Annotated in this window: 17 protein-coding genes; 7 read left to right on the forward strand and 10 right to left on the reverse strand. The window is 71.5% G+C overall.

From position 1 onward, the window contains the following. Positions 1–280 precede the first annotated feature (280 nt). Complete coding sequence (locus tag R3E98_20360) at positions 281–1,573, reverse strand: VWA domain-containing protein (GenBank protein ID MEZ4425759.1); 1,293 nt, start codon at positions 1,571–1,573, stop codon at positions 281–283. Between the two features lie 97 nt (positions 1,574–1,670). Here R3E98_20360 and mutY point away from each other — a divergent pair, with 97 nt between their 5' ends. The 4 genes from mutY to R3E98_20380 all read left to right on the forward strand — a co-directional run bounded on the left by mutY (position 1,671) and on the right by R3E98_20380 (position 4,683). After that, on the forward strand, positions 1,671–2,717 hold the full coding sequence (gene mutY, locus R3E98_20365) for an A/G-specific adenine glycosylase (GenBank protein ID MEZ4425760.1): 1,047 nt from the start codon (positions 1,671–1,673) through the stop codon (positions 2,715–2,717). A gap of 92 nt (positions 2,718–2,809) precedes the next feature. Further along, positions 2,810–3,238: a hypothetical protein gene (locus R3E98_20370; protein ID MEZ4425761.1), complete on the forward strand. Its 429-nt coding sequence runs from the start codon at positions 2,810–2,812 to the stop codon at positions 3,236–3,238. Between the two features lie 112 nt (positions 3,239–3,350). Then, positions 3,351–3,926 carry a tetratricopeptide repeat protein gene (locus tag R3E98_20375; GenBank protein MEZ4425762.1) on the forward strand — a complete coding sequence of 192 codons (576 nt, stop codon included), beginning with the start codon at positions 3,351–3,353 and terminating at the stop codon, positions 3,924–3,926. 73 nt (positions 3,927–3,999) lie between these two features. Then, a complete protein-coding gene (locus R3E98_20380; protein ID MEZ4425763.1) occupies positions 4,000–4,683 on the forward strand; it encodes a hypothetical protein in 684 nt (227 codons plus the stop codon). 4 nt (positions 4,684–4,687) lie between these two features. On the opposite strand, the gene R3E98_20385 is transcribed toward R3E98_20380, so the two are convergent. From R3E98_20385 to R3E98_20395, 3 genes are all read right to left on the reverse strand, one after another. Further along, positions 4,688–5,635: a DUF1684 domain-containing protein gene (locus tag R3E98_20385; GenBank protein MEZ4425764.1), complete on the reverse strand. Its 948-nt coding sequence runs from the start codon at positions 5,633–5,635 to the stop codon at positions 4,688–4,690. A 4-nt stretch (positions 5,636–5,639) separates the two neighbouring features. After that, on the reverse strand, positions 5,640–7,949 hold the full coding sequence (locus tag R3E98_20390) for a hypothetical protein (protein ID MEZ4425765.1): 2,310 nt from the start codon (positions 7,947–7,949) through the stop codon (positions 5,640–5,642). Positions 7,950–8,066: 117 nt separating this feature from the next. After that, positions 8,067–9,524: a sigma 54-interacting transcriptional regulator gene (locus R3E98_20395; GenBank protein MEZ4425766.1), complete on the reverse strand. Its 1,458-nt coding sequence runs from the start codon at positions 9,522–9,524 to the stop codon at positions 8,067–8,069. A 141-nt stretch (positions 9,525–9,665) separates the two neighbouring features. Here R3E98_20395 and R3E98_20400 point away from each other — a divergent pair, with 141 nt between their 5' ends. After that, on the forward strand, positions 9,666–11,324 hold the full coding sequence (locus tag R3E98_20400) for an electron-transfer flavoprotein:ubiquinone oxidoreductase (GenBank protein ID MEZ4425767.1): 1,659 nt from the start codon (positions 9,666–9,668) through the stop codon (positions 11,322–11,324). Positions 11,325–11,334: 10 nt separating this feature from the next. Here the strand turns inward: R3E98_20400 and R3E98_20405 are convergent, their stop codons facing one another. The 3 genes from R3E98_20405 to R3E98_20415 all read right to left on the reverse strand — a co-directional run bounded on the left by R3E98_20405 (position 11,335) and on the right by R3E98_20415 (position 13,558). Then, positions 11,335–12,177, reverse strand: a complete 843-nt coding sequence (locus R3E98_20405) for a DUF5715 family protein (protein ID MEZ4425768.1) — start codon at positions 12,175–12,177, stop codon at positions 11,335–11,337. 119 nt (positions 12,178–12,296) lie between these two features. Next, positions 12,297–12,650: a hypothetical protein gene (locus R3E98_20410; GenBank protein ID MEZ4425769.1), complete on the reverse strand. Its 354-nt coding sequence runs from the start codon at positions 12,648–12,650 to the stop codon at positions 12,297–12,299. 53 nt (positions 12,651–12,703) lie between these two features. Continuing rightward, positions 12,704–13,558 (reverse strand): DUF1028 domain-containing protein, encoded by an 855-nt coding sequence (locus R3E98_20415; GenBank protein ID MEZ4425770.1) that lies wholly within the window; start codon positions 13,556–13,558, stop codon positions 12,704–12,706. A gap of 300 nt (positions 13,559–13,858) precedes the next feature. Between R3E98_20415 and R3E98_20420 the strand changes: the two genes are divergently transcribed. Beyond that, positions 13,859–15,172, forward strand: a complete 1,314-nt coding sequence (locus R3E98_20420; protein ID MEZ4425771.1) for a serine hydrolase domain-containing protein — start codon at positions 13,859–13,861, stop codon at positions 15,170–15,172. A 30-nt stretch (positions 15,173–15,202) separates the two neighbouring features. Here R3E98_20420 and R3E98_20425 read toward each other — a convergent pair whose 3' ends face one another. From R3E98_20425 to R3E98_20435, 3 genes are all read right to left on the reverse strand, one after another. Beyond that, entirely contained in the window at positions 15,203–15,709 is a 507-nt protein-coding gene (locus R3E98_20425) for a hypothetical protein (protein MEZ4425772.1), read from the reverse strand. A 133-nt stretch (positions 15,710–15,842) separates the two neighbouring features. After that, on the reverse strand, positions 15,843–18,662 hold the full coding sequence (locus tag R3E98_20430) for a serine/threonine-protein kinase (GenBank protein MEZ4425773.1): 2,820 nt from the start codon (positions 18,660–18,662) through the stop codon (positions 15,843–15,845). A gap of 49 nt (positions 18,663–18,711) precedes the next feature. Then, positions 18,712–19,317, reverse strand: coding sequence for a sigma-70 family RNA polymerase sigma factor (locus R3E98_20435; GenBank protein MEZ4425774.1), 606 nt, complete (start codon positions 19,315–19,317; stop codon positions 18,712–18,714). Between the two features lie 246 nt (positions 19,318–19,563). On the opposite strand from R3E98_20435, the gene R3E98_20440 reads away from it, so the two are divergent. Further along, positions 19,564–20,046, forward strand: coding sequence for a hypothetical protein (locus tag R3E98_20440; protein MEZ4425775.1), 483 nt, complete (start codon positions 19,564–19,566; stop codon positions 20,044–20,046). Positions 20,047–20,085 lie beyond the last annotated feature (39 nt).

Here is a 20,085-nt window from a genome sequence, read left to right on the forward strand (position 1 = left end):
GTAGGCGTCGGTGAAGCGCCCCTGCGCGATGAGCCGGATGTACTCCGGCACGTTGGTGTGGGCCGGACAGGCCCACTGGCAGTCCACGACCTTGTGGTAGTAGGCCGGGTCGGACAGGACGTCGGTGGGCCGCATGCGTGACCTCCGCAGGTCGTCGCGGTAGAGGCCCGCCGTCCCGGACCTGACACGCCGGTCGGAAGGCCCGGTCTATACTGCGGAGGGGTCGGCGGGCGGGGCAAGGAAGGGGGGTGGGTCCCCCGCCCGAGCCCGCCGTCCGACGCTACCGCACCCGCCGCCCCTTGCCCTTGAGGAAGTCCATCATCAGGTACTGCCCCAGGGTGAGCGTGGTGGTGAAATACGCCTTGCCGCGCGCGATCTGCGAGACCTTCTGGACGAACTGCACCAGGGCCGGGTCGCGGGCCAGCATGAACGTGTTGATCAGGATCCCGGACTTCCGGCAGGCGGCCACCTCGCGGAAGGTGCGCCGGAGGATGTTGGGGTCCAGCCCGCCCGAATTGGTGTAGATGCGGCCGTCCGGCAGCGTGAGCGCGCTGGGCTTCCCGTCCGTGATCATGATGATCTGCCGCATGTCCTTCTTCTGCGCGAGCAGGATGCGGCGTGCCATCTCGAAGCCTTCGGCCGTGTTGGTGTGGAACGGCCCCACCTGGGCGCGCGCGAGCTGCGACAGCGGGATCTCGGTGGCGCGGTCGCCGAACGTGAGCACCCGGAGCGAATCGCCCGGGAACTGCGTGCGGATCAGGTGGGACAGCGCCAGCGCCACCTTCTTGGCCGGCGTGAAGCGGTCCTCCCCGTAGAGCACCATCGAGTGCGAGATGTCGAGCATCAGCACGGTGGCGCAGGACGAGCGCCGCTCCGTCTGCACCACCTGCAGGTCGGAGTAGTCCAGCGGCAGCGGGAAGCCCAGGCCCTCCCGCTGGATGGCGTTCTTGAGCGTGGCCGGGATGTCCAGGTTGAGCGTGTCGCCGAACTCGTACGGGCGGCTGGCCGCGTCCGCCTCCACGCCCGTGGACAGGTCCGCCGTTTCGTGCTGCCCGGAGTCCGCGCTGCCCACCGCCGACAGCAGGTTCTTGAGCGCACGGTAGCCCAGGAAGTCCATGCCCTTCCCGGTCAGCTCGAAGTTCACGGACAGCGCGGCTTCGCGCGCTTCGTCGATCCGCTCCTGTCCGGTGACGTCGTAGGTGGCGCCGGGGAGGCGGGGCTCGCCCTCGCCCAGCGTGATGAAGCCCTCCTCCACCAGGCGCTTGACCAGGTCGTCCAGCATCTCGGCGATCTTCTGGCGCACGGCCTCGTCGCCTTCGCCTTCCCCCCGCAGCTCCGCCAGCATCTCGGGCGTGAGCTGCCCGCTCTTGAGGAGCGCCTCCAGCAGCGCGCGCTTCAGCGCGTCCGAGGAGTTGGTGTCCTCGTCTCCCGACCAGCCCCAGTAGGGATGGAAGTGGGGACCGCCGGCGAAGCCGGCGTCGAGAAGGAAGTCGGCCAGATGCTCGAGCAGCGACTCCAGGTTGAGCGCGTCGAGCCAGCCGCCCGTGAACTTGCTGTACGTGGTGAAGCGCATGGGTCCTCCGATGAAGCCGTTGCCGACCATACCCCGCGGGCGGCGGGTTGCGCCATCGCGCCCTTGGCCGCGTCCGCGCTCCGCCTACCTTGGGGCCATGCCCTCACCCGACCCCGCCGCGCTCCGCGCGCGCCTCCTGGCGTGGTACGACCGCGCCCGGCGCGACCTGCCCTGGCGACGCACGTCCGATCCGTACCGGGTGTGGGTGTCGGAGGTGATGCTGCAGCAGACCCGGGTGGAGACGGTCATCCCGTACTACGAGCGCTGGCTGGAGCGCTTCCCCACCGTCTCGGCGCTGGCCACCGCCGACCTGGACGATGTGCTGCCGCTGTGGAAGGGACTCGGCTACTACTCGCGCGCCCGCAACCTGCACCGGGCCGCACAGGCTGTGTTGGAGCGGCACGGCGGGGAGGTTCCCGCCGAGCCGGACGCGCTGCGCGCGCTCCCCGGGGTGGGGGCCTACACGGCGGGCGCGGTAGCCAGCATCGCGTTCGGACGGCCCGAGCCGCTGGTGGATGGCAACGTGCGGCGGGTGCTCTCGCGCTGGTACGACCTGGAGGCACCCGGCGACCGCGAGGTCTGGGCGCTCGCGCGCGACCTGGTGGACCCCGAGCGGCCGGGCGACTTCAACCAGGCCCTGATGGAACTCGGCGCCACCGTCTGCACGCCGCGCGCGCCCCGGTGTGAGGGCTGCCCGGTGGAAGGGTCCTGCCTGGCCCGGGCCCGTGGCACGGTCGAGCTGCGCCCCCCGCCCCGGAAGCGCGGGCCCGTCCCCCACGTGCACGTGCTGAGCCTGGTGGTCTGGACGGCCGAGGCGCGCACCCTCCTGGTGCAACGCCCCGAACGGGGCCTGCTGGCGGGCCTGTGGGAGTTTCCCGCCCGGGAGCTGGCCGGGCCGCCCGATCCGGGCCGCTGCGCCAGCCCGCTCCCCCCCGTGGAGCACGTCTTCAGCCACCTGAAGGCCACCTACCACCCCCTGCTGATCCGCATGGAGGACCCGCCGGATTCGGCCGAAGCGGCCCTGGAGCGGGTGGGGGCGGAGGGGGCCCGGCCGCGTTGGGTCACGGTGCCGGAGGCGGAGGTGTTGGCCCTGCCGGTGGCGCAGCAGAAGATCCTGGCGGCGTTGGTAGGGGTGGAGCGGTAGGGGATGACGGAGCGAGGCGAGCCGCAGGCGGTGGCGCAGCGGCAACGTGCCAGGTAGCCCTCGGACGGTCTACAGCGATGGTGCATAAGACGATGGACGTCGAGAAGCTGCTCGAGCAACTCGCCGACACGGACCACTTCGTGGTGTGTCGCGCACTGAAGACGCTCCGAGCGTTGTCCGCGCCGAGTGCCGAAGTAGTCGACCGCGTCCTCGCGCTACTCGCGTCCCCCGTGATCGCGGTGGAACAGAACGCCCTCGACACGCTCGCCTCGTTCAGGCATCGGGCCTTGCACGTCCATTCACGCATCGTCGGTCAGTTGGCGCGGCGCATCGGGGATGGCAGAGGCTGCGACTACAGTTGCTGCGGATACGCAGCCTACTACGCGCCCGTCGAACGGTACATCGCGACGCTGCTAGCGATCGCAGACCGCGAACGCATCGAGTGGGCTCTCACCGCGGATGTCGAGTACCTGGAGAAGGAGTCCATCCACGAAATCCGCTTTCTGGTCGCGGAGTTCTAGGCCGCGGAGCCCGGCGTCCGACTGGCGGGATTGTGCCGTCTGCGGAGGATCCGTCAGGGGGCGGCATGCTCGTTGCTTGATCCGGGGGATCGACCCTCGCTCCCCCAGGCCCATGCTCCGACCCGCCTTCCGCATCACCGCGGTGACCGTCGCCGGGATCGTGCTGATCCTCTACCTGGACGGGCAGTCCGAGCCCGTGGCGCTGACCCCACACGGGTCGCAAGCCCCTGCCTTCGCCTCCGCCACCGGGGCGGCCGGGTGGTTCCAGGGGGTCCGCCCGCGCTGCAATGCGGTCGAGGTGGAGACGGCACTCCGGTCCACCCCCGCCCCTTCCGGCTGGGAAGGGCGGGGGTTCGAGGCGGCCTGTCTGGCCCTGGCGGGGCGCACCGAGGCGGCCCGGACCCGGATCGCCGGGCTGTCGGGAGACGAGCGCTGGCGCGCGGCCGGCATCGTCTTCGATGTGGGGCACCCGGTGGCGGACGCCGGCGACGACGTCTCGGCCGCGCCGATCATGGAGCTGGTGGTCGAGTTCTGGCCCAACCACTACATGGCGCTCTACCACGCGGGTGCTGCGCGCACGGCGCTCGGCGAGGCCGAGGCGGCCCGGCCGCTCCTGGAGGCGTTCCTGCGCGAGTACCCTGGACAGGACGGGTGGACGCGCAGCGCGGAGCGGATGCTGGAGCGTTGATCCGAGGCGGCGTGATCCCTTCGCGCGGGGATGTCGCATTGGAGGACATCGATCTTCCGCCCTGGAGGGATCCATGTCCGCGTCGCACCCGCGCTCGCTTCGGCGTTCACCCGCCGCACCCGCTCGCATCCCGTTGCCTCTCGCCGTACTCCTCCTGGCCCCCGTCGTGGCGTGCGGGGACTCCGGCACCGCACCGCAGACGCCCGATGATCCACCACCCGTCCTGCTGACCGGAGAGGCCGTCGACGGGACGGGCGACGCCTTGGCCGACCCCGCGCTGACCGTCCTGCCGGACCTCCGTTCCGCTCGCCTGGAGAAGGAGGGGGGCGTGGTTCGGGTGCAGGTCCGATTCGCAGACGGCACCTACGACCCGGCGCTCCACGTCGTGCTCGTGCTCATCGACACGGACCTCGATCCCACGTCCGGTCTGGCTGGGGATGGGATCGGCAATGACGACACCCTGCTCGGCCCGGACCGGGTCCTGTTCCTGGATGCTCGGACGCCCCAGAACTCGTTCGCCCTCTCGTGCGCAGCGCCGACCATCGACGCATGTACGGGGATCGGAGGTGCGATCGTCAGCGTCACTCCGCTCCCCGGGCAGGGGCTGGACGTGGTCGCGCTGGAGGACCTGGGCGGTCCGGAGCAGCCGGTGGCCTTCAAGGTCGCCGTCTTCGCCCTCGAAGGTCTCTCGGAAGAAGGCGACCTCTTCCTGGACTACATGACCGACGTCGGGGACGCCCCGACGCGCGTGCAGTAGCGCCTCAGTGCTTCCCCCACACCTTCTCGCCCGCCTCGACCTGCAGCGCCAGCCGGTTCTGCCGCGGGGGCAACGGACACGTGGCGAACTCGGTGAAGACGCAGGGCGGGTTGTACGCGCGGTTGAAGTCCACCACGGTGCGCCCCTGCGCATCCGGCGCATCCACCCACAGGAAGCGTCCGCCTCCGTAGGTGGAAGCGCCGTTGGTCTCGTCCGCGAAGGCGGTGAAGAAGTTCACCGTGTCGTCCGAGTCCTTCCACAGATCGAGTCGGAACAGATCTCCGTTCACCTCGAACTCGACCGAGCCGGGAGACGGCGTTCGTCCGATGGTCCCCAGGATGTTCGGGACCTCGATGGTGTCCGGGGGCTGGTTCCACACGAAGCGCGCCGGCACCCACCATTCGCCGGTGACGGGGAAGCGCTCGATGCCATCGAACTCCGTACGAATCGGGCTGTCCGCGTCCTGCAGACGGACCGCGAGCCGCTCGTCCCGCTGGATCACGTGCCACTTGAGCGAGCCGTGCTGCAGATAGACCGGGCCGCCCCCGTCACCGGTGAGCATGGCGAAGGAGACGGGCTCGCTCTCACCGGAGAGGATCTGCACGCCGTCGGCGGCATCGAACCGTACGACGGCGCGCTCGGGCCCGCGGGTGAGGGTGAACGTGCCGAGCAGGGGCGGGACGCCGGGTGCGTCGTACACGAACGAGTTGCCCGGCGCGCTGCCCATCGTGCTCTCACCTTCGGGCAGCCAGAACAACCCCACCAGCGTCAGCCAGCCGTCCCGGGTCGTGAGCTTGGCGATCCGCCCGTCCATGTAGCGGTCGGCGTTCGCTTGGATGACGGCCCCATCCGGCCGCTCCAGCGGAGCGGGTCCACACGCGGACAGCAGAAGCGGCAGGAGCACCGGGAGCGGTGCGGCGGAGAGCGGGCCACGCAGCGACGATCGATGCATCGGATCAACCTCCCACGCGTTCGAGGCCTCGGCGCGCACGGTCCCGCCAGGGATCGAGGGTGGGGTCGCCGTCCTGCAAGAGGGTGAGGAAGCGCTGGTAGTGCAAGCGGGCGGCAGCGAGGTCGCCGCGCGCCTCCAGTGCCTCGGCCACGGCCAGGGAGCGCCGCGTCACCCACGCCAGGTCCGCCCACCGCCGCGTGGACAGGCGCCGCAAGGCGGCGTCATCGGCGACCGATCCTCCAGCCGCGGCCGCATCGTGCGTGAAGCGGTATGCCTCCAACGGGAACGCGAGCGAGGGCGCGGCCGTCTCCGCGGCGGACAGACCCGCCGCCAGCGCCGCCAGCCCTGCGGCGGTGTCCCCCTCCGCCAGGGTGACCCATCCCTCCAGCAGCGGCAGCAGGTCCGGGCGCGGCGGGGACGCCGTCCGCAGCTCGGCCAGGGCGGTCCGCGCCCCGGCCACGTTGCCCGCGGCCACCCGCAGCGCGACGGGAGCGAACGCGGTGGTCACCGGGTCCAACGGAGCGGAGCGTGCGAACCCACCGACGGAGGTGCCGAGAGCGGTCGTATCCGCGAATCCGCTCAGCACCAGGCTCTGGCGGGTCAGCGCCGCGAATCCAGGGGCCGTGGGTTCAGCATCGCGCAGCACCTGCTGCGCCTGCTCGATGCGACCCAGCGCGGCGTAGTAGCCCGCGAAGGCGTTCAGGACGCCGCCGCGCACGTCGGACGGAAGCATCGAGACCGCCTGCTCCATGAACGCGACGACGACGTGGGGTTGGCCACTCCCCGCGTTGAGATGCCCGATGGCCATGAACTGCGTCTGGTTCGGGCTCTCCTGGAGCATGCGCGTCATGACGTGCACGACGGTGTCCGCGGAGCGGCTGGCCGGCGGCCCCCAGAGCGTGCGTCCGGCCGCTGCCAGGAAGGCCAGCTCTCCGACCCGGGCGCGCCCACCCGCCTGATCCAGGTAGTGGTGGAAGCGCGCGCTGTCTCCCAGCGCCAGGGCCAACTCCGCCGGGTGCACGACCGCGGGGGTCAGGCTCGGATCCAGCTCCAGCACGCGGTCGAACGGGGCATACAGCGGTGCGGGGTCCCCCGCCTGGTTCTCCGGGGCGTGGAAGCGCACATCCCCCAGCAGGAACCACCCCTCGGCATCGTCGGGATGACGCGCCGTCAGCGCCTCGAGCGTGTCGCTCGCTGCGCGGTAGCTGCGCTCCACGAAGTCCTGCGTGGCGCGCACCAGGCTGCGGTCACGGTCGGGCAGCCGCTCGGAGAGGCGCGCCGCCGCGGCCGCATGCTCGGTGGCCCGGGCCGATCCCAGCTGCTCCTGCCACCCGTACGTGCTGGCCAGACGCAGGTGCGCGAGCGCGAACGCCGTGTCCTCCTCCAGGGCCGCTTCGAAGCGTACGGTGGCCGAGTCCCACAGCGAGCGGCGATAGAAGGCCTCGCCCGCGAGGAAATGGCGCACGGCGCCCGGGGCGGCGGTGGTGACGCTGGCGACGTCGAAGGACGGGAGCGGTGCACGTGAGCGCCACACGTCCCGGAGCAGCGCCAACGAGAGTGAGTCGACGAGGGAGAGCAGCGCGGCGGAGGGGCCGTTGACCGAGACGTCGGCCAGGCGTTGACCGTCCACGTTGTCGAGCTGGGCCGCGATGCGCACTTCCTCTCCGGCCTGGACCACGCTGCCCTGCAGCACCGACCCGGCACCCACCTCGAGCGCGAGCCGGGAAAGGGCGCCGGTCTCCAGCACGGCCTCCTCCGCGTACCGCTGGAAGGCGGCCAGCACGGTGCGCGGATCGACGGTACGGATGTCGCCGACCTGATCGAGGTTGGTGGACAGCAGGTCCACCATCCCTTCGCCCAGGTCGCCCACACCCACGCCGGTGACCCGGAACGGCAGCACGGCGATGACGTCCGCGCCCACCGCCACGTTGCCCGCAGACACGCTCTGGGGGCGAAGCCACAGGCCCGCGCCCGTGATGACCGCGCCCACCAGGAGCAGCGCGCCAGCGAGCCGCACCACGCGCGCGCCCCGGCCCAGCGGCGGGAGGACGGCCCCGTCCGGGAGGTCCTCCGTGCGCTCGACCCCGCCCCGGTTCACGTCGAAGACCCAGGCGAGGCCCAGCGCCACCGGGAAGCCGATCAGGACGGTCAGCACCGCCGCCCGCATCACCCAGCCGGGCGTGCCCAGGGCCGGCAGGACGATGTCCAACCCCTGGAGGACGGCGAAGGCGGCGGCCGCGTAGAAGGCGGCCACCTTGTAGACCCGGCGGCGTTTCAGCTCGCTCAGGAAGCGGTCCAGATCGCTGCTGCTCATGGGGGCACCTTACCGGCGGCCGGCCCCGGGCCGCCAGAGCGCGCGGCGGCCCGGGCCGAGCCTGCGATCAGACCCGCGGAGCGCGCGGACCGTGGCGCGAGGAGGGATCGCTGCCCCTCAGCCGGTCATCGGGTCGAACCCCTTGAAGGGCGGGCCCTGACGCTCCTGCAGCGGCTTGCGGTACATCCCCGTCTCGGTGCGCGAGATGCGGCGCTGATGGACGAGCGCCTCCAGGACCAGCTCGCAGGCGGCGGCCTGTACGCCGGACGACGCGCTGCGGGGCGCGAGCCCGACCGTGTGCACCAGGTCCAGCAGACCGGGCACGCCCTGGAAGCCCTTCATGCAGGCGTCCGCGGAGGCATCGTCGGAGATCTGGAGCGCGGAGCCGGTCTCGAAGTGCTCCACGATCCCGTCCACGTCGGAGCCGCCCGCCCGCTCGCGGAAGACCTCGTCGGCCGCGGCCCGGATCAGCTCCTGGCTGATCTTCATGGCGCCCTGCATCTCGCCCTCGTACTCGAGCTCCATCTTGCCGGTGATGGCCGGCAGCGCGGCGTAGAGATCCGTCACGCGCGGCACGGCCACGTCCTCGCTCAGGCGCAAGGCACGCCGCTCGGCGTTGGACACCACGCTCTCGAGCGCCGTGATGGGCATGCGCTGGCTCACCCCGGAGCGCTGGTCGATCCGTTTGTCACGCCGCGCCCGGAACGCCACGCGCTCCACCACCTCCGTCACGAACTCGGGGATCTCCAGGGTCGCGCCGTCCCGCTGGGTCCAGGCCTCCTGCAGCGTGATGTCCACGCCGGTCTGGACGTCCTCGGGATAGTGGGTGCGGATCTCCACGCCGATCCGGTCCTTGAGCGGCGTGATGATCTTCCCGCGCGCCGTGTAGTCCTCCGGGTTGGCGGTGAAGACCATCAGCACGTCCAGCATCAGCCGGATGGGATAGCCCTTGATCTGCACGTCCCCCTCCTGGAGGACGTTGAAGAGCCCCACCTGGATCTTGCCGGACAGATCCGGCAGCTCGTTGATGGCGAAGATCCCGCGATTGGCGCGCGGCAGCAGCCCGTAGTGGATGGTGAGCTCGTCTCCCAGCAGGTGTCCGCCGCGGGCGGCCTTGATGGGGTCGAGATCGCCGATCATGTCCGCGATGGTCACGTCCGGCGTGGCCAGCTTCTCCACGTAGCGGGCGTCCCGGTCCACCCACACCACGGGCGTGTCGTCCCCCTGCTCGGCCACCAGCAGGCGACCGTACTTGGAGATCGGGTGGAAGGGATCGTCGTTGACCTCGGATCCCTCCAGCACGGGGATGGCGGGGTCCAGCAGGCTCGTGAGCTGGCGCAGGATGCGGCTCTTGGCCTGTCCGCGCAGCCCGAGGAGGATGAAGTCGTGGCGGGCCAGCAGCGCGTTGACGATCTGCGGCACCACCGTGTCCTGGTAGCCACGCACGCCCGGGAAGAGCTCCTCACCCGCTTTGAGCTTGCGGACCAGGTTGGCGCGGATCTCGTCCTTGACGGTTCGGGGCCGATAGCCGGACGCGCGGAGTTCGCCGAGGGTGCTCGGACGGGGTGTGCTCATGCGATCCTGTGATCCTGTACCGGAGGAGGAAGGACGGTGCTATTGTCCGGGGCTTCGAGGAGATCCCTGCAATACCCCTGAACGAGCGCCGGTTTCAGCCGCGAGGATCCAGGCTCCGGTCCGGCGTGTCAGCGAGAGAGAATGGCCGATTCCCGCACGAAGAGGCTGATCCCGGCCTCGGCCCAGCCCCCCCTCGACCTGAGCCGCCTCATCCTCACCGACGAGCCGGACACCGAGGCCGTGCCGCTGGACGTCACCATCGTGGGTGGGGGTCCGGCCGGGCTGGCCACCGCCATCGAGCTGGCGCGGCTGGCCAAGGGCGCGGGACTGGAGCTCGAGATCGGCGTGCTGGAGAAGGCGGGGGGCCTCGGCGAGCACACCCTCTCCGGCGCCGTGGTCAACCCGGGACCGTTCCGGGAGCTCTTCCCGGACGTGCCCCTGGAGGATCTGCCCTTTCGCCGGCCCGTGGGCAAGGAAGGGGTCTACCTGCTGCGGGAGAGCGGCTCCACCCGGCTGCCGACGCCACCCACCATGAAGAACCACGGCAACTGGATCGCCTCCATCAGCGAGATCTGCCGCTGGATGGGAGAGCAGGCCGAGGCGCTGGGCGTCAACGTCTTCCCGGGCTTTCCCGCGGACGCGCTGCTGGTGGACGGCGACGCCGTGCGCGGTGTGCGCACCACGCCTTCCGGTCTCGGTCGGGACGGGCAGCCCGGCAACGGCTACGAGCCCGCCGGCGACATCCTGGGCCGTGTCGTCGTGTTGGCCGAAGGCACCCGCGGCACGCTGACGCAGGCGTGGCAGCAGTGGCAGAAGGTCACGTCGCCCAATCCGCAGATCTACGCGCTCGGGGTCAAGGAGCTCTGGGAAACCAAGAAGCCGCTCGACCAGATCATCCACACGATGGGCTGGCCGCTCCCCAACGACGCGTTCGGCGGCAGCTTCATGTATCCGCTGGAAGACAACCTGGTGGCGCTCGGTCTGGTGGTGGGGCTGGACTACCACGACGCCACGCTGGACGTGCACGCCCTGCTCCAGCGCCTGAAGCTCCATCCGCTCTTCCGACCCTATCTGGAAGGCGGGGAGATGGTGGAGTGGGGGGCCAAGACCATCCCGGAAGGCGGCTTCCTCTCCTGGGCCCGGCGCCGGCACGGCGCCGGTCTGGTGGTGGTCGGCGATTCCGCGGGCTACGTGGACGTGCCGTCGCTCAAGGGCATCCACTACGCGGTGCACTCCGGGATGCTGGCCGCGCGCACCATCTTCGCCGCGATCCAGAAGGACGACGTGTCCGAAGCGGGGCTGGCCGGCTATACGGCAGCGGTGGACTCCTCCTTCATCGCGCGCGATCTCGAGCGCACCCGCAACATGCGTCTGGCCTTCAAGGGCGGGTTCTACGCGGGCGGTGTGAAGGCAGGTCTGATGACCCTGACCGGCGGCCGCTTCCCGGGCGGGACGCTCACGGTGGACGAGGACGCGGCCGAGCCCAAACAGCTCACCGGTGCCGCTCCGGCCGCGCCCGCGCCGGACGGGAAGCTCACCTTCTCCAAGGTGGACGCGGTCTACAAGTCCGGGAACCAGACCCGGGACGACATCCCCTCCCACCTGGTGGTGGGGCAGGACATCTCCGCCGAGATGGCCACCCTGTACGAGCATCTCTGCCCGGCGGGGGTCTACGAGCAGAAGGACGGCACGCTGGTGGTCAACGCCCCCAACTGCGTGGACTGCAAGGCCACCGACGTGTTGGGGCCGCGCTGGACGCCGCGCGAGGGCGGGAGCGGACCGGCCTACCGGCGGATGTAGCGGGCGGGTCTCACCCGCCGCCGAAGTCCGAGCTCGCGACCGTCACGTGGTAGACGGTCTGCTGGCGCTCGTGGATCACGAGCGCCAGACCTTCGTCCTGCAGCTCGTTCAGCACGTCGGTGAGGATGGCGCCCAGCTCCCGCGACTTGCGGCCCGAGACGGACTCGAAGGCCAGATCGTGGAAGCGGTGCACGTGATCGGCGAACGGCGCGGAGAGACCCGCGAGCAGCGCGTGCGGGGGCGCGGCCGGCGGATTGAACGCGGCGTACGAGATGTCGACCGTCGTGCCGAACTCGTGCGAGCTCACGCCGGTGGCCGCGTTGGTGTTCACACGAGCCAGACGTCGCTGATGCTCCGTGGTGCGCAGCGCGCTCGTGACCTCGATGCGGAACGGCGCGACCCCCAGGGAATCGAGCCGCGCCTGGAAGCGCCGACCCAGCTCGCTGAGCAGCCCCTCCATCTCGGGCACCGCGTAGGCCGGTTGGGTGCCCCGGCGCACGATCCAGTGCTCGGTGCTGTCCGGGAGTTGGATCAGGCGACCCTCGGCATACAGCGAATCCCTCATCGAGTCCGAACCGACCCGCACGCCCAGCGCGCGGGCCCGCGCCACGTGCGCGGCGTTGCGGTGGACCCGCAGGCGCGCTTCGGCCCCGGGTGGAGCCACCGGGAGCGGGCGCAGGATCCGTTCGGAGCGACGGGCGCTGGCCTCCGCGCTGCGCAGCGCCGTGCTCATGGCGCGGCTCAGCTCCTCGGTCACCTCGGCCCGCGCCGCCGCCGCGGCTTCCTCGCGCTGCGTCTCCACCCACCCGCAGGCGGTGAGAGGGAGAGTCAGCGTCAGGAGGAGAACACGCATGGCGGCACCGTTCGACGTGGGCTTCGCGTGAAGGATGTTCGACCAGGCGGGGGGTCCCTGTCCAGTCGCGAGCCCGCGGCGTGAGGCCGCGATCCCCGTGGGACCGTACGCGGCGGGCGTCAGCCCCGGTCGACGAGGAACGCGCGGCTGCGCCACTCCAGGGAGGCCAGCAGACCCACGAAGACGGCCTCGCCGATCAGGTGGATCAGCCCGAATACGCTGGCGCGGTCGGCGAATGCGAATGCCAGGGCCAGACAGACCGGCACCCAGGCGAGGTTGGCGGCGACGAGCAGCCTGAGGAGGCGCAGGGGTCTCCGCGGCCGGACGGCCAGCGAGAACGAGAACGAGGCGTAGATCAGGTTGACCGCGCCCGTGAAGAGGAGCAGCCCGCGGGGCAGGCCTTCGAAGGCGCTGAGCGGTCCGGAGGCCAGCAGCACCAGCGTTCCTACGAGCGCGGCGGCGCCGCAATCCACCCAGAGCAGCTTCCGAAGGATGTGCGGCGGCAGCCCGAGCGGGGTACGCGCGCTCAGGGAACGGTCACCGTGCGTCGCCAGACGTCGTACTGGCGCCGCAGCTCGATCAGGGGATTCTCGGCAAAGCGCTCCGTGGCCACGGACAGCGCCAGCCAGGGCGCGTTCTCCGTGCCCGCGTCGGTCTCTCCGATATTCTCCGTGGCGTACGGTGCGTCCCCGCCGCGCGCCACCAGGATGGCGGCCATGGCCGCGGTCTGGCGGATGGTGTCGTCGTTGCAGCGCACGTCACCGCCGGCCGCCGAGCCCGCCTCCAGCGCGCGCATCAGCCGGTCCGGGAGGAGGTTGAAGCCGGCGGGGTCGTTCCAGCGATAGGCATCGAGCGGTCGCCGCACCACCTCCTCGCTCTCGAGCGTGTTGCCTTGCGAGCTGACGCCATGGCTGGCGTCGGCCATCACCCCGGCATAGCGCACGGAGCCGTCGTCCTCGGTGCGCGTACCCTGCCGGAGCGGTGTCGTATAGCCGGCCACGTGCACCAGGCCGTCGTGCATGGTGACCACACCGTACTGCCGCCGCTCCAACTCGTCGTCCCAGGCGGGGTCGGTCACACGCAGGATGATCTGCTCCGCCGTCAGGCCTTCCTGGATCAGCCGGAAGACCTGGTTGCGGTTGTCCACGTCGAAGCCCGCCTGGGTGGCGGCGGCGCCCTTGCCGGGCACCAGGGCCGCGACGGCGTCCCCGTGGGTGGGGACGCAGGAAGCCACGGCGACGCCGACGTCCCCGGTGGCGGGATCGACGCCCACGACCGACCACGTCGTCATCTCGAGCTCGGAGGGAGGTTCCGGGGCGATGGCGCATCCCGCCAGGACGACGCTCGCCACGAGGCACAGCCGGGCTCCGGTCACGCGCATGTGGGACACTCCGCAGGGGTGGCCGATCGTTCGCAGCCAACGTAGGTGGGCGCGCGCCGGGCCGGCCAGCGCCTCCGCGTCCATCGCGGAGGTTGCCGCGGGCCGACGCCGCCCGCAGCATGGACTGGCCGATCGGCGGTTCCCCTGCACCGGAGCGCACCCGTGATCCCCCACCGACGCGTTGGCCGACGTTCCGCGATCTCTGCGCTCCGATGCGGCGCATCGGGCACGGGGACCGCGCTGCTCCTCGCAGCCTGCACCGTCACCGATCCGGCGGCGGGCGGACCCCGCGACGCCCGCGTGGACGCCGTCTTCGCGGACATCGGGGCGGATGCGCCGGGCGCGGCCGTTCTGGTCCGCCAGGGGGGCGCCGTGGTCCACCGGGCTGGCTATGGCACGGCGCACATGGACCACGCCATCCCCATCACACCCGCCACGGTCTTCGACATCGCCTCCATCTCCAAGCAGTTCGGGGCCATGACGGCACTGCTGCTGGCGGCGGACGGAACGCTCGACCTGGACGCGGACGTGCGCACCTGGGTGCCGGAGCTGCCGGACTTCGGCCGCACCATCACCCCGCGACACCTGCTGCACCACACGTCCGGCATCCGCGACTGGCCCCACACGATGGGTCTGGGCGGCGTGGAGATGAGCGACGTCATCTCCTACGAGAAGATCCTGCGCATGCTGTTCCACCAGCAGGCGCTCAACTTCGATCCGGGCGCCGAGTACGCCTACTCCAACACCGGCTACAACCTGCTGGCCCTGACGCTCGAGCGCGCGTCCGGCATGTCGTTCCGTGCGCTCACCGAGGCACGCATCTTCGCTCCCCTGGGGATGACCCATACGCACTTCTCCGACAACACCAACGAGATCGTCCCCGGGCGGGCCGAATCCTACGCGCCCGTGGAGGGCGGCTGGGAGCGGAGGGTGAACCAGTTGAGCGCGTTGGCGTCGAGCTCGCTGCACACCACCATCGACGACTTCACCCGCTGGATGGAGAACTTCGAGACCGCGCGCGTCGGGGGACCGGAGATCGTGGGCCGCATGCGGGAGCGCGCGGTGCTGAACGGCGGAGACACCATCGACTATGCGTACGGACTGGTCGTGGGTGCCTATCGAGGACTGCCCACGTTCCGGCACGGTGGCTCCTGGGCGGGCTACCGCACCGAGTTCGTGCGCTTTCCCGAGCAGGATCTCTCCATCGCCGTCTTCTGCAACTTCAGCACGTGCGATCCCGGCGGACGGGCCCAGCGGATCGCCGAGGCCTGGTTGGAGGACCAGATGGAGCCCGCACCGGAACAACCGGCTCCGCGTGAGCGGCCGGAGCCGCTCCGCCTCACGGCGGAGCAGCTCGCGGCCTACACCGGTGCGTACTGGAGCCCGGAGGTGGATGCCACCTATCGTGTCGAAGCGCGCGACGGTGGGCTCCACCTGGACGACTGGCGCGGCAGCCCGGTCACGCTGGAGGGCGTGGAGCCGGATGCGTTCCGCTCCGACCATCCCTGGTGGCCGCGCGTGCAGTTCACGCGGGCCCGCGGGGGAGAGGTGGACGGGCTCACGGTCACGGGAGACCGGGTGCGCGCGCTGCGCTTCGAGCGCGTCGAGCGGTAGGCCTCGATCGGCACGATCCGGAACGGGTGCCTACTGGTCCCGGTTCACCGTCGTGAAGGTGCCCTCGACCGTCCCGGTCTGCGGTGTCGCATCGTTCCGCAAGCCCGAGAAGCGGAAGTGGCCGGAGACCGCCTCCGCCGTGGAGGACGTGATGGTGAGCGTACCGGTCACGGACTGCAGGTCGTGGCTGGTGCCCTCCATGTTCACGGTGGCGATGAACTCGCCCGGACCCGGGGACGCATCGGACGCCACGAAGTCGATGATGGTGTAGGTGCCCGGATCGGGCCGGCCCATCCCTTCCGTGACCCACAGCATGCCGCTGTCCCCACCGGGCGTGATGAAGGTCATGGACCACCCCACGCCGGCTTGACCGGACGAGACGGCGTAGCCGGTCATCTGGGCCGCGGTGCTGGTGGTCACGGTGACGGAGAACTCCCCCGACAGGCTGGGATCGACCGGCTGGGAGCTGCTGTCGCAGGCGGCGACGGCGAGGAACGCGAGAGCGAGCGCGGTACGGAGCGCGTTGTGCATGGCCATGAGGCGCCTCCTGGCTGGGACCGGGGTGCCCCTTCGGGCACGTGCAGGAGCCAAACGGGAGACCGCGCAGCGAGGGGACATCGAAGGCGTTTCGGAGCCCGGGCCGGCGCGGCCGGACGCTCCGGCCCCCGCCTCAACGGCCTGTCGACAGCCGTCGCTCGGCCCGGCGCACGTCCGGGGCGTCGGGCCGTAGGCCCGCCCGCAGGTAGGGCAGGGACTCCTCCACCAGCGCCCGACCGCGGGCCCGGTCCCCCAGGCCGCCGACCGTGATGGCCAGCCAGTAGGTCGCGCGGCCCCGGTCCGCGCTGGGCCCGCCTCCCGCGGAGGCGTAGCGTCCGTACGCGGCCTCCAGGGGGCCGAGCGCCTCCGGGAAACGACCCTGTCCCGCCAGGGCGATGCCGAGCCGCAGGCGGGCGTTGAACACCAGCGGATGATCCTCCTCCACGAGCCCGGCGAGCTGCTCCAGCGCGGTGCGGGCCTCGGTCTCCGCGTCCCGGAAGCGCTCCTGCTGCAGCCGGAGCGCGGAGATCGCCGTGTGGGTCTCGGCCACGGCGGTGTGCACGTCCCCGTGCACGCGGCGGCGGACGGCGAGAGCGGCGGACAGCAGTGTATCCGCAGCCCGGAGGTCGCCCGCCTCCATCTCGATGAGGCCCAGGTTGCGGAGTCCCGCGCCGAGCAGGACGGGCTGGTCGTTGGCCTGCCAGATCCGCACGCCTTCGCGATAGGCCTCGGCGGCGGCGGCGAAGTCGCCCGCGAAGAAGCGCAGGTTGGCACGGTTCGCGTGCATGGTGGCGAGGTGTGTGTCGTCCGGGCCGGCCCGGACACGCCACAGCTCGATCGCGTTCGCGTACGCCGTGTCCGCCTCCGGCCAGCGTCTCTGGCTGGCCAGCACCCGTCCCAGGGCCTCCCAGGAGCGCGCGATCTCGGGATGGCCGTCCGGGAAGAGCCGCTGCCAGATGGCACGCGCTGCGCGGTGCGCCTCCTCGGCTGCGGCCAGGTCGTTCTTCTGCGCGAGCACCACGCCGAGGTTGTGCGTGGCGATGGCCACGAACGGGATCTCGAGACCGGCGCGCTCGTGCAGCCGCAGCACGGTGCGGAACGCGGCCTCCGCATCGTCGAGCCGACCCTGATCCTGCAGCACCTGACCCAACCCCATCAGCTCCGAAGCGAACGCCAGCGAGTCGCCGCCCGTGCTCGCGGCCAGGCGATCGATGGCGGAGCGGTACAGCGCGGCCGCTTCGTCCAGGCGGCCCAGATTGCGGTAGGCGGCGGCGAGGTTGCCCTCGGTCGCCGCGATCTCGTCGGGGGAGGCGGCGTGCTCCACACGCAACGCGAGCGCCTCCCGCAGCGCGGGCTCGGCGAGCCCCGCGTCCCCGGTCAGCGTGCGGCGGACGCCGAGCTCGTCCAGCGCGCGCGCGAGCCCGGGGTCGGAGGCCGGGAGGCCGGCCCGCGCCTCACCCACCGCCCGATCCAGCAGCGTCTCCGCACCGTCGTAGTCACCCACCTTCCCCAGCAGGGAGCCGAGCGTCGTCAACAGGTCGACGCGCGTGGCGGGTGCGGCCGCGAGCGAATCGACGCGCGCTGCGCCCGCCACCAGGAGGTCCCGTGCCGTCACGGGGCCTTCTGGATGGAGGTCCGGGTCTGCGCCCTCGAACAGGCTGATCACGAACGCGCCGACGGCTCGGCCCCGCTCCGCCTCCACGCGGGCACGGTGCGCCTGCCAAAGCGTGGTCGTCGTGCCCAGCACCAACGCGGCGACGAGCGCGGCGGTGGCCGCGGACGCGGCCCGGTGGCGCTGCAGGAACCGGGAAAGGCGATAGGTCACCGTGTCCGGACGGGCCTGGACCGGCAGTCCAGCGAGCCAGCGCCGCAGGTCGTCGCCGAGCGCTCGCGCCGAGGCGTACCGTCGCGTGGGATCCTTGTGCATCGCCTTGTGCACGATCCGCTCGAGGTCGCCATCGAGCGCGCGGCGCGTGGCCGCGTCGAGCCCCGGGGCGCGCGAGAGGGCGGGAGGCTCTTCCCCGAGCACGCGCTCGAGGTCGATCCAGGTGCGCTCCACCCGCCCGAACGGCTTGCGCAGCGTGAGCAGCTCGTACAGCACGGCGCCGAGCGCGTACACGTCCACCGCGGTGGTGACCGGCTCCCCGCGGATCTGTTCGGGGGCCGCGTAGTCCGGCGTGAGGATCATCAAGCCGGGTCGGGTCAGCTCGCCGTCGCCCGAGTCGTCCTCGATCAGGTGGGCGATCCCGAAGTCGAGCAGCTTCACGGTGCCCGAAGGCGTCACCAGGATGTTGGAGGGCTTGAGGTCCCGGTGCACGACCAGCCCGCGATGGGCATGGTCCACCGCGTCGATCACCTGCAACGCCAGCCCCAGCCGGTCGCGGACGCTACGGTCCCGCGCGTACACGGTGAGCGAATCCCCCTCGATGAGCTCCATGACGAGGAAGGGGAATCCGTCCGGAGTGGTGCCTCCATCCAGGAGCGAGGCGATACCGGGATGCTGGAGGCGCGCGAGGATCTGCTGCTCGCGGTGGAAGCGCGCGAGCGCGTCGCCTTCGAGGCGTTCCTGTCGCGCCACCTTGAGGGCCACGCTGCGCTCGTAGACGCCGTCCGCGCGCTCCGCCCGGTACACGGTCCCCATCCCGCCCCGTCCGAGCACCTCCGCGATCCGGTAGCGGCCGACCTGCGTACCGGGCGCGAGGGTGCTCGCCCGGTCGCTGTCGCCCGTCAGGCCATCGGACAGCTCCTCGAGCGAGCGGTCGACGACCGCGCTCGTGCTCTCGTCCGCCTCCAGCAGGCGCTCGACGGCCGAACACAGATCCGCGTCGCGTCCGCACTCGCGGGCCAGGAAGGCGCGCCGCTCGCCAGGCGCCAGCTCCGACGCCGCGTGGAAGAGCGCTTCGATCCGGGACCAGCGCTCCGGATCCACCGGAGGTGGATGCCCGGGGGTCACCGCAGGCTCGCTCGCTGCACCGGAGATCCTCCGATCGGTGTGGGTCCCGCTACCCGGGTCCGGGAGAGCCGGGCTCGTCGCCGTCCGCACCCGTCCGCATCGCATCCTCCAGGAAGGCGCGTGCGAGCCGCCAATCCCGCTTGATGGTCCGGTCGGACACGTCCAGCGCGGCCGCGGTCTCTTCCACGGACAACCCGCTGAAGAAGCGCAGCTCCACCACCTGGGCCAGACGGGGACTCTGCTCCGCCAAACGGGAGAGCGCCCGATCGAGGGACAGCAGGGTCACGGCGGCGAGCCCCGGCTCGTCGGCCACGTCGTCGAACTCCTGGAGCGGGAGCACGACCGCGCCGCCTCCGCGCTTCTGGCTCAGGTGCGCGCGCGCCCGGTCCACCACGATCTGGCGCATGGCGCGGGCGGCGACGCGGAAGAAATGGACGCGGTCGCGCCACTCGGAAGCGGAGGTGTGGGCCAGCTTGACATAGGCCTCGTGGACGAGCGCCGTGGTGTCGAGCGTGGGGGAGTCGCCGCCCGCGAGCTGGTAGTGCGCACGGCGCTTCAGGTCGTCGTAGACGAGGTCGAAGAGCCGGTCCAGCGAGTCGGAATCACCGTGCCCGATCCGCTGGAGCAGCTCGGTGATGGGGGGCGGCTCGGGCATGGGTGGGGCTCCCCCGCCTGCGGGAATCCTCGGGGCGAGCCCCGTCGAGTCAGGGTGCGGCGCGACGGCCCGGGTCCAGGGGCCGGAAGACGACCAAGGCGCAACGGCGAACGTAGGCCAGCGGTCGCGGCGCGGGCAAGCGACGGCTCGCCGCTCCATGTCCCCTCCGGCGGTCCGATCCACGTTGTGCTCCCTGGAGATGCGCCCGCGCGGCGCGCCCGCCTCCCGAAACGGACGCACAGGATCATGAACCCCTCTCCGGCACACTCCGTGGACGCACGGGTCGATGGCCCGCCACCCGCCCGCAGCGCGCTCCTCCTGATCGCGGCCTTCGGGCTCCTCCTGCCCACACCCGTGCACGGGCAGGCCACGGCCCCGCCGAGCGCGCCCGGGACGGCAGTCCTGTACACGGGACCGTTGGACGCCGATACGCTGCCGATCCTGTGTGTCGACGGGGCGCGGGCGCGGTCCGGCTTCGTGACGGAGCGGACGTCGGCGGAATGGACACCGACGGTCGACCTGCGGGTCGCCCCCGTGGCGGGTTCCGCGGACAGCTTGTTCATCGCCTACGACGATGGCAGCACCGTCTACGAACGGACGGTCCTCTACGCAGGATCGGCCACGAGCCGACTGACCGCCTCCATCAACCTGGTCCCCTGGGACGACGGCCGGGGGGTGGACCTGTACTTCAGCGCGGACTGCTCGGTGCGGCTGGACCGCGGAGGCTGAACGGGCAACGGACCGGTCGCCATCCGCCATCCGTTGCAG

This window comes from Gemmatimonadota bacterium (genome assembly GCA_041390125.1).
GTDB lineage: Bacteria > Gemmatimonadota > Gemmatimonadetes > Longimicrobiales > Gaopeijiaceae > JAGQIF01.

What these genes read in the sequence shown, in the direction of transcription:
- R3E98_20360 (MEZ4425759.1), bottom strand. Translation starts at nt 1,573, where the DNA reads ATGCGCTTCACCACGTACAGCAAGTTCACGGGCGGCTGGCTCGACGCG.
- mutY (MEZ4425760.1), top strand. Translation starts at nt 1,671, where the DNA reads ATGCCCTCACCCGACCCCGCCGCGCTCCGCGCGCGCCTCCTGGCGTGG.
- R3E98_20370 (MEZ4425761.1), top strand. Translation starts at nt 2,810, where the DNA reads ATGGACGTCGAGAAGCTGCTCGAGCAACTCGCCGACACGGACCACTTC.
- R3E98_20375 (MEZ4425762.1), top strand. Translation starts at nt 3,351, where the DNA reads ATGCTCCGACCCGCCTTCCGCATCACCGCGGTGACCGTCGCCGGGATC.
- R3E98_20380 (MEZ4425763.1), top strand. Translation starts at nt 4,000, where the DNA reads ATGTCCGCGTCGCACCCGCGCTCGCTTCGGCGTTCACCCGCCGCACCC.
- R3E98_20385 (MEZ4425764.1), bottom strand. Translation starts at nt 5,635, where the DNA reads ATGCATCGATCGTCGCTGCGTGGCCCGCTCTCCGCCGCACCGCTCCCG.
- R3E98_20390 (MEZ4425765.1), bottom strand. Translation starts at nt 7,949, where the DNA reads ATGAGCAGCAGCGATCTGGACCGCTTCCTGAGCGAGCTGAAACGCCGC.
- R3E98_20395 (MEZ4425766.1), bottom strand. Translation starts at nt 9,524, where the DNA reads ATGAGCACACCCCGTCCGAGCACCCTCGGCGAACTCCGCGCGTCCGGC.
- R3E98_20400 (MEZ4425767.1), top strand. Translation starts at nt 9,666, where the DNA reads ATGGCCGATTCCCGCACGAAGAGGCTGATCCCGGCCTCGGCCCAGCCC.
- R3E98_20405 (MEZ4425768.1), bottom strand. Translation starts at nt 12,177, where the DNA reads ATGCGTGTTCTCCTCCTGACGCTGACTCTCCCTCTCACCGCCTGCGGG.
- R3E98_20415 (MEZ4425770.1), bottom strand. Translation starts at nt 13,558, where the DNA reads ATGCGCGTGACCGGAGCCCGGCTGTGCCTCGTGGCGAGCGTCGTCCTG.
- R3E98_20425 (MEZ4425772.1), bottom strand. Translation starts at nt 15,709, where the DNA reads ATGGCCATGCACAACGCGCTCCGTACCGCGCTCGCTCTCGCGTTCCTC.
- R3E98_20435 (MEZ4425774.1), bottom strand. Translation starts at nt 19,317, where the DNA reads ATGCCCGAGCCGCCCCCCATCACCGAGCTGCTCCAGCGGATCGGGCAC.
- R3E98_20440 (MEZ4425775.1), top strand. Translation starts at nt 19,564, where the DNA reads ATGAACCCCTCTCCGGCACACTCCGTGGACGCACGGGTCGATGGCCCG.